The organism is Dehalobacter sp. 12DCB1 (assembly GCF_004343605.1).
GTDB lineage: Bacteria > Bacillota > Desulfitobacteriia > Desulfitobacteriales > Syntrophobotulaceae > Dehalobacter.
Map to the genome: position 1 here is coordinate 138,426 of NZ_POSF01000013.1, position 14,563 is coordinate 152,988.

Below are 14,563 nucleotides of genomic sequence, written 5' to 3' on the forward strand. Positions count from 1 at the left end.
CTCTCCTTAAAACTTTTCTCTACCCCGGCCGGCATTTTCAAGCATTTCTTTCAGCGAATTCCGGTCTTTTTCCGCGATCGCTGCTCTGATCATCCGAACGTTTTCGGTGAACACGTCAATCTGTTCTAAAATATTGTCTTTATTCTCAAGTAAAAGTTCACTCCAGAGTTCGGCATTCATTCTCGCCACCCGCGTTGCATCGCGGAAGCTGCCTCCGACAAGGCTGCCGGTATCCTCGGAGCCGGAACTGTTCATCAGGGCAGCAGCAATGACATGAGGAAGCTGACTTGTCAGCGCAATAATTTCGTCATGCTTATGGGGTTCCATCCGGATCGGCTGTCTGCAGCCGAGACCAATAACTAACCTTTCCACCAGTCTCAGGCTTTCATCCTTCGTGCCGTCGATTGGGGTAATCAGATAGTTGGCCCCCAGGAAAATCTCTTCAGAAGCGTAGGCAAATCCACTGGACTCTTTTCCAGCCAGCGGATGTCCCCCGACGAAGCTCAAATCTTCCCTTAAGACTGAACTGATCTCCTGAACGACTTGTTCTTTGAGTCCTGCTGTATCCGTAATAAGGGCACCATGTTTAAAATAAGCCAGGTTGTCTTTTACAAACTGAACGGCAAGCTCCGGATAGATGCAGATCACAACAACATCCGAGCTTTGCAGCGGGATGCTCGCCTCCGGGAATCCTTTGCTGATCACACCTGTTTTTTCTGCTTGTTCCAGTACGCTGATGTTAACATCGACTGCCCAGATTTTCTTTGGTTTTAGTTTATTCAAAGCCATGGCGAATGATCCGCCAATAAGTCCCAGACCCACTACCGTAATTTCCATACTACCAAAGTCCGGTTCTTCCAAGAAATCCACCTCCAGGGATCATATTATTGATTAAATAATCTTATTCTGTATAACCGCCAGCTGTCTTAACGAATCCATTAAAGCCTCGAATCTCTCCGGTTTGATAGACTGCTGCCCGTCACATTTGGCATTGGCCGGGTCGTTGTGCACTTCGATCATGACACCGTCGGCACCTACGATCATCGCTGCTTTAGCCATCGGTTCGACAAGCCACCACAGCCCTGCCGCGTGGCTTGGATCAACAATAACCGGAAGGTGACTCAGTTTCTTGATCACCGGCACAGCAGTCAGGTCAAGCGTATTTCGGGTGTAATTTTCGAAAGTCCGAATGCCTCTTTCACAGAAAATAACATTCTCATTGCCATGCGCCAAAATATATTCCGCAGCAAGTAATAATTCCTCAATCGTCGAGGATAACCCTCTTTTTAGAATCACCGGTTTTTGAATTTTTCCGACTTCTTTTAAGAGTTCAAAGTTCTGCATATTGCGGGCGCCGATCTGAATAATATCCACGTCTTCAACGAATCTCTCCAGATATTCGGTCGACATTAACTCCGATACAATCGGCAATCCTGTCTTGTTTCTGGCTATTTTCAGAAGTTCCAGGCCATCTTCTCTTAAACCCTGAAAGCTGTACGGTGAGGAACGTGGCTTAAAAGCGCCGCCTCTTAAAAAAGCAGCTCCGGATTTTTTGACCGCTTCGGCAATGCCGACAATTTGCGTTTCACTTTCTACCGAACATGGTCCGGCAATCACAGCAAAGGTGTCGCCGCCGATTTTTCTGTCCCCGACACTGATGACCGTATCTTCCGGGTGGAATAAACGGTTAACCTTTTTAAAAGGCTCCTGGACATGAATAACTTTTTCAACCCAATCATTTGCATGCATCGTGTCCGGGTCAATGCTGCTGGTATTTCCGATTAACCCAAGAATATGGTAGTTCACGCCTAAAGACTCATGAACCTCACATCCCAGGTCCAATATCTTCTGTTTCATCTTCGCGATCTCCTCCGGGGGCGTCTTCGGCCTCATTACAATAATCATTTTTCCTACCTCCTTAAACTGTCCTACTTACTTACATGATACTACGCAAGCTTAAATATTTATATCTATCAGAAAGATGTGATACTTTCCGATAGTAAAAAACAGAAGACCCATTATTGCTAATGAGCCTTCTGTAACAGTATCGTATTTCAACTTTGGTTCCTCTCGACCGGGGTCAGGCCGCAAGGCAATTTTCCGCCGGATGCTCATTAGTGAAGAGAGAAAGTATTCGATTGTAGAACAACCAAAAATAACCGGTGCTAAAATAAAAGTAATAATAGCACTGGCTAAAGCTTCTAAACGCAAAAGTATTGATTTGTTCTACCATTCTCTTACCACTAAGCATTTTACATTCTCCAAAAAGTTACTATCGGGTTTCGTTCATTATACCGTATAAATTCTTTGGCTGTCAAACAAAATTATATTTGTTTTAACAACCGTCTGACATCTAAATAATCCTGGTTAACGCCATCCCCTGGTATAAGTCTTATTGCAATCGGAACAGATGATTTTTCCTTCGGCCAGATGTGCTTTGACTTCCGCAAATGGCTCCCCGCATTGAGAGCATACGACTGTCTGAAAAATTCTGGCCGGTTCAATCCGGGGCATAGTTACTTCGGTAACCGTAAATAATCCATCGGCAGGTGTGGCCAGAAATTTTTCAATTCTTTCCTTCTGCAGAGTCCCCCAAGCTGCCTTTTCCTGATCACTGGCTGAACCGGCTGATATTTTTGCTTTCAATTCAGTATATTGTTCATCATCGGGTTTGTTGCCAAGTTTCCTTAAAATCCTGACCGCTTTGCCAGATTTGCGGTTGGCCAGCGTGACTGCCTGTTTGCCGGCATCCTTATAAATCAGATTGCCCTTTCCAAGCGTACAACCGGTAAGTACCTGAATCGCATCGACACCACAGGCATCGTTTTCGACGACTGCAAACAATTCTTCATCAGCAGCTCTTGTTACACCAAGCGCATTGAGTCCGATAAACGCTTGTCTAAAGCCAATTGCAAGTCCCATACATTCGTGTCCATGAAATTCAGCACATTTTTCCCAGGGTGTTTTTTCTCTGCACATAATTGGTCAGTCCTTTCTTAAATAACGCGGTAAGCACATTCTATCGTCACTATTGTTTCAATCGGTAGTTCTAAAATTAGTATACCTATTATACACTATAATTCACTGGTATAACGTTCTCAAATTATTTTCACGTATTTATTAGGGCTAGTCTGTGGGTCACAATACTGCTTTCCGGCCATTGTGCCATCCATGGCACAAAAGGCCGCGCTACGCACTCCATGCTCCGCTTACAGCAGAACTGTGTCCCCCAGACTGATTATCAGCCTGTTTAAGTTCGTCTGCATGCCATAATTGGATCAATTTGAATGCTGGATAGTTTACTTGTTTCCAAAGCGTTCTACTAGAATGGTCATCGTAGATCTTATCTTGTTGAAACTTTCCAGATAAATGTCCCGGCGAAGAATAGCGCAAGCATCAGAACAATGGTGGCGCCTGTTGCCGTTCCCCAAAAATAGGACAGGATCAGTCCTGCCAGACCGGAAATCAAGGCGATGATCACGGCAAAGACATGATACTGCCTCGTATTTGCCGCGATATTCCGGGAAGCGGCTGCAGGCAGGACAAGCAGGGAACTGATAATCAGAATGCCTACCCAGCGAATCGCGAACGTTACCACAACGGCGATCACGATGGCAAATACAAATTCATAAAAGCGGACATGAATTCCCCGGCTTTTGGCCAGGGATTGATTGACACTTACCAACAGCAGCTTGTTGAACCAGCCTGCCCAAAACACCAGCACCAGCACAAAAATCAGGGCTAAAATTCCCAGCTCTGAAGGGGTTATGCTTAACAGATCCCCGATCAAATACCCGGAGTACTTGCTAAAGCCGCCGTTGCGTGACAGGAGCACGATACCCAATGCAACTGCCGTTGAGGAAAATACGCCGATAATCGTATCCGTCGATGCCGTATTGGCATTTTTAACACTAATCACCGCAACCGCAAACAACACCGAAAAAACCAGCAGAGCCCAAAAAGGGCTTTGGATCCCGAGTACAACTCCCGCCGCAACACCTGTCAACGCCGAATGTCCCAACGCATCTGAGAAAAAGGCCATCCGGTTATTCACGATCATTGTGCCGAGGATGCCCAAAATGGGTGTCACCAGAAGAACAGCCAAAAGGGCGTTCTTCATAAAATCATATTCCAGCCAGCCTAGAGGAAGTAAGGCATCAAGCATCCTATACCATTGTTCGATCATTGGCTTGTTCTTCCTCTTTTCTTTTGGATTCAGCGTTTCCTTTGGCCCACCCCATACCAAATGTTTCAATCACTTTCTCGTTATCGAAGACTTCAGCAGCGGTTCCGCAGCATTCGATGGTCGCATGATTCAGCAGTATCACGCGGTCTGCATATTTGGCCACGAGATTCAGATCATGCGAAACAAGAATAATCGACAAGTCATAGTCCTGACGCAGCCTGGACACAATATCATAGAATAGTTCCAACCCTTTCTGGTCGATACCCGACACCGGTTCATCAAGAAACAAGAGATTTGGGACGGGGTCAAGCGCCAGCGCGAGCAATACTCTTTGCAACTCCCCTCCGGATAGCGCACCCAGTCTTCTGTTAAGCAGATGTTCAGCCTGCACAAGCGTTAAATTCTTTTGAACGCGTTTTTTTGTTTTTTGAGAAGAACCGAGCCAGACGGGAAAACGGTTGTAAGTCGCTGTAAACAAGTCCAGCACAGTGACCGGCGAACTGTTGTCAAAATCAAGTTTCTGCGGGACATAGCCGATGAGCGGACGGCCCTTATGGTTATCTTTAGGATCAAGAAATTCAATCGTTCCCGTGTGTGGAATTTCACCGAGGATAGCTTTAAACAAGGTTGTCTTACCGGCTCCGTTCGGTCCGATCACCGCAGTCAAATCGCCGCAGTATATTTCCAGATTGATATCCCGCAGTATTTCTTTGTTATTCAGCGTTACCCCGAGGTGGTTGATCCTCGTACGGCATAAGCCGCATCCGCATTCTTCATATAATTCATGATTGCAGCATTTATTTTTCATTGGAGAGCCCCCTGCAGCGTCTGCAGATTTTTATCCATCAGATCAATGTAAGCATCCGCTTCCAAAGGGCCTGTGACGATCGGGTCAAGATAATAGACCCGGGCACTTGTTTCATTGGCGATTGTCTCTGCCGTATCGGCAGAATACTGAGGCTCGGCGAACAAAGCCTTAACTTTTAATGTTTTGATTTTTTCGATCGTTTCAGTCAGTTCGATTGGGCTGGGTTCTGATCCGGGCTCCCGCTCGATCACTGCTGCCACATTCAAATGGAATTCTTCGGCAAAATACGGGAATGCCTCATGAAAAGTCACGATATCCCGGTTCTTTACCCCATCCAGGGCCTGATGCATTTTATTTTTTTCCTGTTCGAGCTTCACAATATATTCTGCAGTATTTTCCTGATATTTTTCAGCATTTTCGGGATCAAGTGCCGCCAGCTTATCGCCAATGTTCTGAACCTGTCTGATCGCTTTAGATATACTCAGCCACACATGCGGATTTTTCCCTGTCTCATCCTGAATCAGGGTAATCCCTTCACTGGCGTCGATGATCTTCAAATCCGGCATCTGCCCTGTAACCTTAGCCAGGAATGATTCCATTCCCGCGCCGTTGATCACCAGAACCTTGGCATCTTCCAGGCTTTTCAGATCTTCGGTCGTCAGGGCATAATCGTGGAGACAGCCGGTTGTCGGTTTGGTCATATTGACGACGGTCACATTCGAGATACCCTTCGTGATGTTTAAAGTGAATAGATAGATCGGATAAAACGAAGTCGCAATTTTCAGCGATCCTCGACTGTCATCCGTATTCACCGCTGCGCTCTCCTTTGCACCGCACCCGCTTAAGGTTACCATGATTGCCAGCAAAGCCGCGCAAAAAGGTTTCGCCCACTTAAAAAACATTTTTGTCCTATTGGTCCTATTTTTCCTATTCATTGCCGTTTTATCAATCACAGCCGTCTTTGCGGTCTTAGTAGTCATCAGCTAATTTCCCCTATTTTTGCAAATGGTTCGCATTTGCATTAATATATAAATTGATTATACTACAAAAGTATACATTTTATTCCCTTTGATTTAGAAATTATTTCAAATATTTTTTCAGCAAAATCATTAATGCTTTGTGAAGCTGTGTAAAAGTATTACAATAGAGTCAGAGTCAGATATATAAGGCTGAAATCATTAAAAATCTTCTGGAGCAACTGACAAAAATAACCTCATGATCAATTTGGGGGCACTGTTCCGTTGTACGTAAAAATTTGACTAAAAGGACTGAATTCTTTGCCTGAAAACCAGCAAGACCCATTAAAAGAAATCATGAAAAAAGCAGGGATCAAGAATACCAAGCATAGGAACTTGATATTTGACCTGCTTCAGAATGCAGAAGAACCTTTGACAGCTGAAGAGATTTTTATTTCTCTAAAAGATAAAAGCTCGTCCATTTGCCTTTCTACCGTCTATCGTACGCTGGAAAAGCTGATGTCGGGCAATCTGCTTCTCAAAACAAATATCTCTGATGACGGCAAAGCCAGATATGAACTGAATCACGACAAGCACAAACACTATCTGATTTGTATGAAGTGCAATAAACGGATCTCGATTATGGACTGTCCAATGAAAGAATTTGAAATGGCCCTGAAAGACCAAGCCAATTTCGATGTGATCCAGCACAAACTGGAAATCTACGGTTACTGTCAAGACTGCAAGATCTCGCCACAGTCAAAAAGATAAAAATACTTTTCTTTGACTTTTCTCCCTGTCAGCATTTCCAGCGCCCTGGCATAATAGAGAATCTGCTGGCGGTACCTTTCCAGAATAATGCGGGACCCGCCTTCCGGAATGTGGTCCGTCTTATAGTCAACCAGAACAATCCCGTCTTCTTCCTCAAAATAACAGTCAATAATGCCCTGCAGCAAGACGACTTCCTGCCCGCAGGCATCTGCCGCCATGTCAGAGAATATTTCCCGGCAGGGTATTTCTATATTAAAGCGGACTTCACGGTTTACACTGCCTGAGGCCTTCATTCTGCATCCGAGCGTTGACTCTAGGAAAAACATTACCTTTTTCGGATCAACGCTTTCAGCCTGCTGCTCTGTGAGCAGTTCTTTTTTGACCATTTCTTGAATCTGATTCGGAATGTCATTGCGCTGAACATCCAGGTGCTGCATGACAAAATGCAGGATCGTTCCGGCTTCTGCCGCACTCAACCCTTTCTTTTCTTCGAGAAACAACGGCTTTTTGATCAGCTGTGGCAGGAGAGCTGATCCGGTTGCCAGCCCCAGCTCCGGTTCTTCCGTAAGCTCTGCTTCCAGCCGTCTTTTCAGTTCGGTGACAGAGACTTTGGGCGGTGTCCGGGTACTGGCAGTGAAGGGATACTCCCAACCAAGCCTTCGCGCAATCTCTTTCTTTACATTTCTGCCGTGAAGCCCATCACTGTCGTTATTATCGATATAATCGTTATAATTATTAGCATGATTATCGCTGCTACCGTTTTTAGCATTATTAACTTCAGTATCACCGTAATTCTCGGTATCACCGTAATCCTCGGTATCACCGTGATCTTCGGTCTCCTGACGCAAACCGGCCAGCCATCGGATGAATGTTTCTTCTTCCTGTTCCTGAACAGCTGGTCTGCCAAGAAGCTCATTTTTTGTCCATACGCGGATCTGCCATTCGGACGGGTCGTCAAGCTGACCGTTTCCCAATGCTCCCTCCGTCGCACAGGTATGATACCCAAGCCGGCCGCTCAGACTGGCAATGCAGCAGCCCCGGTGCTTTATGAGTGCCGGTCCGATCCAGTCCAGATATTTCTCTCCTTTATACACTTCATGTGCAGGCAGCTTTTCCGGATCACCTGCAGCAGCTTTGCACCATTTGTTCAACGCCTTCCTGGCATTGGAAACCGCTCCGGAGATAATCAGCTTTTCCCTGGCTCTGGTCAAGGCCACATAGAGAATCCGCATTTCTTCCGACAAGGTCTCCATCCTGATTTGTTCCCGAATTGCATATTTAGGAACAGACGGATACGCTATCCTGAGCCTCGGATCCGCAACGTCAGGACCGAGTCCAAGCTCCTGGTGAAATAAAATGCTCCTGTTCAAATCCTGAAAATTAAATTTCTTGCCGCATCCGGCCAGAATGACGACCGGGAATTCCAGCCCTTTGCTTTTATGAATACTCATGATCCGAACGACATTATCATTTTCACCAAGGATTTTAGCACTGCCAAAGTCACCCTGGTTGCTTTTTAGCTTGTCAATGAAATTAATAAAATTGAACAGCCCTTTAAAGCTTGTTCCCTCATATTGTCTGGCCCGTTCAAATAGAATCCGGAGATTGGCCTGACGCTGCACGCCCCCAGGCATCGCTCCGACAATCCCATAATAGCCGGTCTCGGTATAAAGCTGCCAAAGCAGCTTGTCGGCAGACAGATATTGAGCGGTGTCCCGCCATCTGTGAAGGTTGCTCAGGAACATTGCTGCTTTCTTTTTCAGCGCTTCTTTGGCCGACGTCTCTATTTCGTTCTTTATTTTTTCAATCTCAGATTCTCCGTCCGTGGATTGGCTCTGAGATTTGATTTCCGGCTTACTGCTCCCTAATTCGTTATCAGGCTCTCCGCTCTCCGGTTCAGGGGTATCCCCTTCTGCCATCTCTTCCACCAACTGTTTGAGTGCCTCATAGATCGGCACATGCCGTCTGGTAAGCCGCAGTCCGGCGAGCTCATCGGATGAGAAAGCGGCCAGCGGCGATCTCAGAACGGCCAATAATGGAATATCCTGCAACGGATTATCAATGATCTGAAGCAGTGACAGGATCACCTGTACCTCGGATGACTTGAAAAATCCTGTGCCGGTATCAGCAAAGGCAGGGATACCGGCCGCCGTCAGTTCCTCCGTGAATACCTCGGACCAATTCCGGGTGGTCCGGAGAAGAATGACAATGTCGCTGCAGCGCAGCTCCCGGTACGCTTTACGTTCCTTATCATAGACGGCCGTCCTCCTGCCTTGTTCGTCCGGATGAAACAGTTCCTGTATCCTTCTGACCGTAAAGCGGGCTTCACATTGGATCGCATCCAGCAGACCCGGGTCAATCTGTTCCGTTTCATCAGAGAGGCCATTTGAGGCGTCCGCAAACTCCGTCAATTCCTGTTCTTCCTGACCTGAACTGTCAGAAAATCCGTTTTCCTGATCCAGCCGTTCCAGATCACCTGTTTGAATAAGATGAAATTCTACCGCCCCGCCGACAGTCAAATGTTCCTGGTCATTTTCAGCAAAGACAGCTCCCGGATTCAAAGCCTCGTTGTCATTGTAGTCCAGTTCCCCGACTTGTACGGACATGATCTGCCTGAAAATGTAGTTAACAGCATCAACCACTTCCCGGCGGCTGCGGAAATTCTTATACAAGCAAATTTTTCGATGGCTGGCACCTTGTTCCGGAGAGTAACTGTGATACTTCTCCAGAAACAGTTCCGGTTTAGCCTGTCTGAATCTGTAAATACTCTGTTTGACATCTCCGACCATAAAGACATTCGGCCTGGCTGATCCTGTGCGGGAAATCATCTGAAGCAAAATCTCCTGGACCAGATTGCTGTCCTGGTACTCATCAACCAGAATTTCCGCGAAGCGTTCCTGATAGCGTTTGGCTGCTTCAGATGGTACATACGCTCCCGTTTCATCCTGTACAGTCAAAATTTCGAGGCAAAAATGTTCCAGATCATTAAAATCCACCAGAGACTTGCCATTCTTTTTTAGCGCATATCTGCGTTCAAATTCAACAACCAGTCTGCCCAGACACTGCATCAGCGGCTGAAGGATCTGCAAATCGGTTCTGATTTCTTCCGAATCCGCTGCCAGCGACCTTTCTTTCAATTTGCCGATTTTCTTTTTGACCTGATCCCGGATTTCTTTGACCTGCTCCTGAACAGCTTTATCCGCATCTTTGCCGGCTACCGGCAGTCTTTGAAACAGGTAGTCCCGGACTGTTTGGGCAAGGTCATCCCACCTGGCATTACGTTCTTCCAGACAAAGCTCCCGGATATGCTGCAGAAAGCAGTATTCTTCCTCGAAGACAGGACGGTATTTATCCAGTCCTGTACCAGGCTGCAGAAGGGCAACAGCGGCCTGCATATTCTGTATCAGTCCCTCAATTTCGAGTCCAATACTTTTAAGCAAGACTTTTCCCCAGCAGGTCTGGCTGAAATCCGTACCTTCGGGCATAGCAAAACGTTCGGTCATCTCCGCAAGCCATTTTTCCGGCCAGGGACTGCTTTGTATAAACGTATGCAGATTCAGCACCATGTCCTGTAAGGCCTGATCGTCCCTGTTGCCGACATAACACTCTAATAGTTCAAGAAAATCCTGATTCTCGGCATTCTCTTCATACATTTCATCAAACAAGTCATTGAGCACTTCTATTTTCATCAGCATCGTTTCCGTCTCATCGGCGATCCGGAAAGACGGATCAATATTAATGGCCTGGAAGTTACTGCGGATGACCTCAAGACAAAATGAGTGAATGGTTGTAATGCTGGCTTTGCTTAACAGCGTCAGCTGTTTTTGCATATTGGAAGACCCCGGGTTGCTTTCCAGTACTGCAGCGAGTGCTTCGGCAATTCTTTCCCTCATTTCTGCCGCAGCTGCATTGGTAAACGTCACCACGAGCAACCGGTCAATGTCCACAGGATCATGGCTGTCTGTAATCTTTTGAATGATACGCTCCACAAGCACGGCCGTCTTGCCGGCCCCGGCAGCCGCTGCAACCAGCAGGCTGCAGTCCTTGGCCGTAATTGTTTCCCTTTGTTCATTCGTCCATTTCGTCTGATCAGTCATGATTTTGTTCCGCCTTCATGATATCGTTCCAGATTTCCTCATCCCCACGGTCAGCCAGCAACCGGAAGCTGTTTTCCTTTCTGGCCGGATCAAATTGGCAGACTGCAGCGTAGTGGCAGTAGGTGCACGAGGTTGTCCGCTTTTTCTTGTACGGCGTGATCGAAACGCTGCCGCTCATCATTTCCTCACATAAGTCTTTCAGAAGGTTCCGGACATATTTTCTGAGGATTTCAAATTGCTCCAGGGTAGCTGCCGATGATTTGCCCAGAAGGTCCCCCTTATTGATCCTGGCCGGAATGATCAGTGAAGTGCCGTCGATGGTCCGGTCCATTTCCTTGATCAATTTGACATCCGCGAGCAGCAAGCCCTTCATTTTCAGTTGTTTCATAATGTCCAGCTCGATCTCTTCCTCCGTAAGCCTGCCGTCAGCTCTGACGATAGGATCATCGATCCGGAAATACAGGATTCCTCCCGGCAGGACTGGTTTTTCTGTCTCCAGCCCGCTGTTCTGCCAGAGGGCATCGAGATACGTGAACAACTGGATCTGCAGTCCATAATAAACGTCGGCCAGTTTGAAATCTTTGCTCCCGGATTTATAATCCACGATTCTGAGGTAGGTCCCTTCTTCAGCTTCCAGCGCATCGACCCTGTCAATCCTTCCGCTTAAAGATACCTTTCGGCCTGAATCAAGTTCAATCACAATCGGCGGGAACTTTTCCCGCTCGCCAAATCCAAGCTCATAACCCAACGGCTCAAAGCCGCTGCGCTTGAGGTGCTCTGCAATCATCCAGACCGCACGCGTGATGACCCTTTTCAGTCTCAAGGCAAGTGAAGTATACCGTTGGGAGGCCGTGAGGCCGGACCCTTGCATTTTTCGAAGCATTTCATCCACAATCTCCGAGACTTTCTCCCGGCACCACGGTCTTTCCATCTCTCGCCAAGAGATTTGCTGCTGGGCCGCCTCCAGCGAAAATCTTTCGAGAACGGCATGCATAAACGTCCCGACATCCGGCGGACTGAACTGATAAATCTTTCTCTCTTTGGCTTCAAGTCCATATTGAAGATAAAATGCGAACTGACAGGACGCATATTTCTCGAGCCTCGATGCACTGGCATGAGCCGATGCGCCATACAGCGCCGTTATTTTTTCAGAACTGACCGGCTCGGCAATATTTCTGGCTGAAAATGCAGTCTGAAGCGCCTCACAGCGCGGTTTCCATTCTTCCAGCCCATTGTACCAGCGATAGACATCCTGCCACCAGCCGTTGATTTCCAGCCCTTCTGCCTTGCGGCGGAAAGCTGCAACCATTTGTTTAAAAGAAGGGGATTTTCCGGTCAGCTGTTCTAGTTCAGCACTTTCTAGCCAGGTATTTTCTGTGCCGGCATTCACTACTTCTGTATTCTTCGTCTCTGTATTCTCCGTCCCTATATTCTCCGTCTCAGCATTTTCTTTACCAGCAGCAAACCCGGATAGCATTGGAATCAGCGTGCTGTTTTCCGTAATTTTCGGAAACAGCTTCCTTAACCTGTAGATCACCATCGAAGGCCGTAAGCTTCGGCCCTCCTGGTCGGCGATCGGCCAGCTCAGGCGAAGATAAGCAGATGCGGTCGTTAAAGACCGGTAAATCAGATACTGGGCCTGAAAGGCCTGCGTGCGGGTATCATTAGCCAGTTCGATCCCCACCGTATTCAGCGCGGCACGGTCCGCATCGGCCAGGATACCTTCCGTCTGAGCAGTGGCAGGGAACACCCCGTCATTGACCCCTAAAATGAAAAGTGCTTTGATCTCATGGCTTCGAAACCTCTCGATGCTGCCGATCAAAACTTGATCCAGCGAAGCCGGTATCAACCCAATCTGATATTCGGCAAAGCCGATTTTCAGGGTGTCCGTAAAGCTTTCCAAACTCAAAGGCTCCTCGCCCATAGTCTCCACGGTCTGATCCAGGACGTTCATCAGGATATTCCAGACCTGACCGTATTCATTGGCCAGATTTAGCATACCCTGCCGCCTGAATTCTTCCATGATCCTTTCCAATCTGGCCGGGACGCCTATCCCGCCAAGAAAATCATACAAGGCTTCGCAGATTTCCGAAGCCTTTTTTCTGTTTTTGGTTTTGGCGCGAAATTGAAGAAGCGGAGCTGCAATTTCACGTCTGGTCTGATTGATTTCCTTCAGCTCTGCTTCGGCCTTCTCCACATCTTGGGGCCGCTGATTCTCTTCCGGCAGCAAACCCGGATGCATCGTCCAGTCTTCATTTTTCGTCCAGCGGCTACCGCGGATCCCACAGGCCAGCACATAATTTTCGATGTGGTCGATACGTTCCCTATCTAGACCGGATAAACCGGTTTTCAGATAAGCAAATACCGTTTCGTAAGACCAGTTGTCACTAAAAATATCGAGCATCGCCAGCATCATCCTAACCAGCGGCTGATCCGTGATCTCGGTCTTTCTGTCCAAAAAATACGGGATCTCATATTCAGCAAAAACAGTCTCCAGAAAACTCCGGTAGCCGTCCAGGTTTCCGGTGACTACGGCAATATCTCTGTACCTGAGCCCACGATCCCGGCAAAGCCTGACTATGTCTGCCGCTGCAGCTTCAATCTCCGCATAAATATTCACCGAAGCATGCAGGAAGATATCCCTGGTTGCTTCGGTATATACCCGATGCGGATACACATCACAGTAGCGTTCAAGGTGGGACAACTCTGCACTGCAGCGGAACCTGGGCAACGGAAATCCCGCTGCCTGAACCGGGGGCTCGATCTCCAAACCCGCCTCCTGGCAGATTTTCTTGAACTTGCGGTACACCCCCTTGACCTCAGAGAACACATCGGTTTCCAACAGACCTTCTTCAGCCAGGGAATCCGTACACAGGCAGATATTTACCCTGCTCACCTTAAGCAGCAGCATAGTGATGACTTTATATTCCTGCGGTGTAAATCCGGCAAAACCGTCAATCCAGATTTCCGCGCCGTCAAAAATGGTGGTGGATTCCAGCTTGGCTGCCGTCAGGGTAAGATCATCGTCACTGTCCCGGTATCTTTGCCGGATCAGTTCCTCGAACCCGGAATAGACGGCATTCAGTTCAGTCAGTTTATCCTTGAGCGGTTGGTCCGCCATAACGGCAATGGCGTTCTGCAGATCTTCCGGCGTAACATTATACCGTTTCAGCTCCGTGATCAGCCCTGAAAGCGAACTGATAAACCCTTTGCGCTCGGCTGATCTCGTATAGACCTTCAGTTCTTCTTTGATCTGCATGAGGACACGATAGATCAACATGCTCTTGCCTGCTGGGTGGATATGCGGGTACGTGATTCCGCCCGCCTCGTTAAATACCCTGAATGCCAGGCGGCGGAAACTTAATACTTCCGTCTTTAGAATCCCTCCGGTCTTCAGCACGTTAATCAGGTCTCTCTCCGCCTGCAGCGTATACTGTTCCGGCACAAGCAGCACCAAAGGATGATCCGCTCCGTTGTTGACACGTTCCTTTATTTCATTCAGGCAATAGGTGGACTTGCCGCTGCCGGACCGTCCGTAAATAAACCTAAGACTCATCCTGTTCTCCGTTCCTCTGAGAATTATCCAACTAAAACAGTGTTATTATCTCGAGCTTGTCTGCATGCCACAATTCCGCTTTCGGCCGTTGTGTCATCCTTGACACAAAAGGCCGCGCTGCGCATCCATGCTCCGCTTGACACTGGAATTATGGCACGCAGACCAAATCTCGGGTAATATTGATGAATG

The 14,563-nt window shown here is 47.6% G+C and carries 9 protein-coding genes; 1 reads left to right on the plus strand and 8 read right to left on the minus strand.

Translation table 11 applies throughout. The features are described from left to right. Positions 1–6: 6 nt before the first annotated feature. The 6 genes from C1I38_RS06040 to C1I38_RS06070 all read right to left on the minus strand — a co-directional run bounded on the left by C1I38_RS06040 (position 7) and on the right by C1I38_RS06070 (position 5,974). Positions 7–870 (minus strand): prephenate dehydrogenase, encoded by an 864-nt coding sequence (locus tag C1I38_RS06040; protein WP_243109296.1) that lies wholly within the window; start codon positions 868–870, stop codon positions 7–9. A 21-nt stretch (positions 871–891) separates the two neighbouring features. Then, positions 892–1,905, minus strand: a complete 1,014-nt coding sequence (gene aroF, locus C1I38_RS06045; protein WP_131929259.1) for a 3-deoxy-7-phosphoheptulonate synthase — start codon at positions 1,903–1,905, stop codon at positions 892–894. A 462-nt stretch (positions 1,906–2,367) separates the two neighbouring features. Further along, positions 2,368–2,979 carry an FmdE family protein gene (locus C1I38_RS06055; RefSeq protein WP_131929263.1) on the minus strand — a complete coding sequence of 204 codons (612 nt, stop codon included), beginning with the start codon at positions 2,977–2,979 and terminating at the stop codon, positions 2,368–2,370. A gap of 364 nt (positions 2,980–3,343) precedes the next feature. After that, on the minus strand, positions 3,344–4,186 hold the full coding sequence (locus C1I38_RS06060; RefSeq protein ID WP_020492944.1) for a metal ABC transporter permease: 843 nt from the start codon (positions 4,184–4,186) through the stop codon (positions 3,344–3,346). Next, a complete protein-coding gene (locus C1I38_RS06065; RefSeq protein WP_119774333.1) occupies positions 4,167–4,994 on the minus strand; it encodes a metal ABC transporter ATP-binding protein in 828 nt (275 codons plus the stop codon). Before C1I38_RS06065 ends, C1I38_RS06060 begins: the two co-directional genes overlap by 20 nt. Continuing rightward, positions 4,991–5,974: a metal ABC transporter substrate-binding protein gene (locus tag C1I38_RS06070; protein WP_119774335.1), complete on the minus strand. Its 984-nt coding sequence runs from the start codon at positions 5,972–5,974 to the stop codon at positions 4,991–4,993. Before C1I38_RS06070 ends, C1I38_RS06065 begins: the two co-directional genes overlap by 4 nt. 297 nt (positions 5,975–6,271) lie before the next feature. Here C1I38_RS06070 and C1I38_RS06075 point away from each other — a divergent pair, with 297 nt between their 5' ends. Beyond that, a complete protein-coding gene (locus C1I38_RS06075; protein WP_119774336.1) occupies positions 6,272–6,721 on the plus strand; it encodes a Fur family transcriptional regulator in 450 nt (149 codons plus the stop codon). Here the strand turns inward: C1I38_RS06075 and C1I38_RS06080 are convergent. Both C1I38_RS06080 and C1I38_RS06085 read right to left on the minus strand, forming a co-directional pair. Further along, positions 6,685–10,818, minus strand: coding sequence for a UvrD-helicase domain-containing protein (locus C1I38_RS06080; protein ID WP_119774338.1), 4,134 nt, complete (start codon positions 10,816–10,818; stop codon positions 6,685–6,687). The two genes, C1I38_RS06075 and C1I38_RS06080, sit on opposite strands and share 37 nt — an antisense overlap. After that, positions 10,811–14,374: a PD-(D/E)XK nuclease family protein gene (locus tag C1I38_RS06085; protein ID WP_119774339.1), complete on the minus strand. Its 3,564-nt coding sequence runs from the start codon at positions 14,372–14,374 to the stop codon at positions 10,811–10,813. The genes C1I38_RS06080 and C1I38_RS06085 overlap by 8 nt, the downstream gene beginning before the upstream one ends. Positions 14,375–14,563 lie beyond the last annotated feature (189 nt).

Coding starts and splice junctions, on each gene's coding strand:
- aroF (WP_131929259.1), bottom strand. CDS start 1,905: ATGATTATTGTAATGAGGCCGAAGACGCCCCCGGAGGAGATCGCGAAG.
- C1I38_RS06085 (WP_119774339.1), bottom strand. CDS start 14,374: ATGAGTCTTAGGTTTATTTACGGACGGTCCGGCAGCGGCAAGTCCACC.
- C1I38_RS06080 (WP_119774338.1), bottom strand. CDS start 10,818: ATGACTGATCAGACGAAATGGACGAATGAACAAAGGGAAACAATTACG.
- C1I38_RS06055 (WP_131929263.1), bottom strand. CDS start 2,979: ATGTGCAGAGAAAAAACACCCTGGGAAAAATGTGCTGAATTTCATGGA.
- C1I38_RS06070 (WP_119774335.1), bottom strand. CDS start 5,974: ATGACTACTAAGACCGCAAAGACGGCTGTGATTGATAAAACGGCAATG.
- C1I38_RS06060 (WP_020492944.1), bottom strand. CDS start 4,186: ATGATCGAACAATGGTATAGGATGCTTGATGCCTTACTTCCTCTAGGC.
- C1I38_RS06065 (WP_119774333.1), bottom strand. CDS start 4,994: ATGAAAAATAAATGCTGCAATCATGAATTATATGAAGAATGCGGATGC.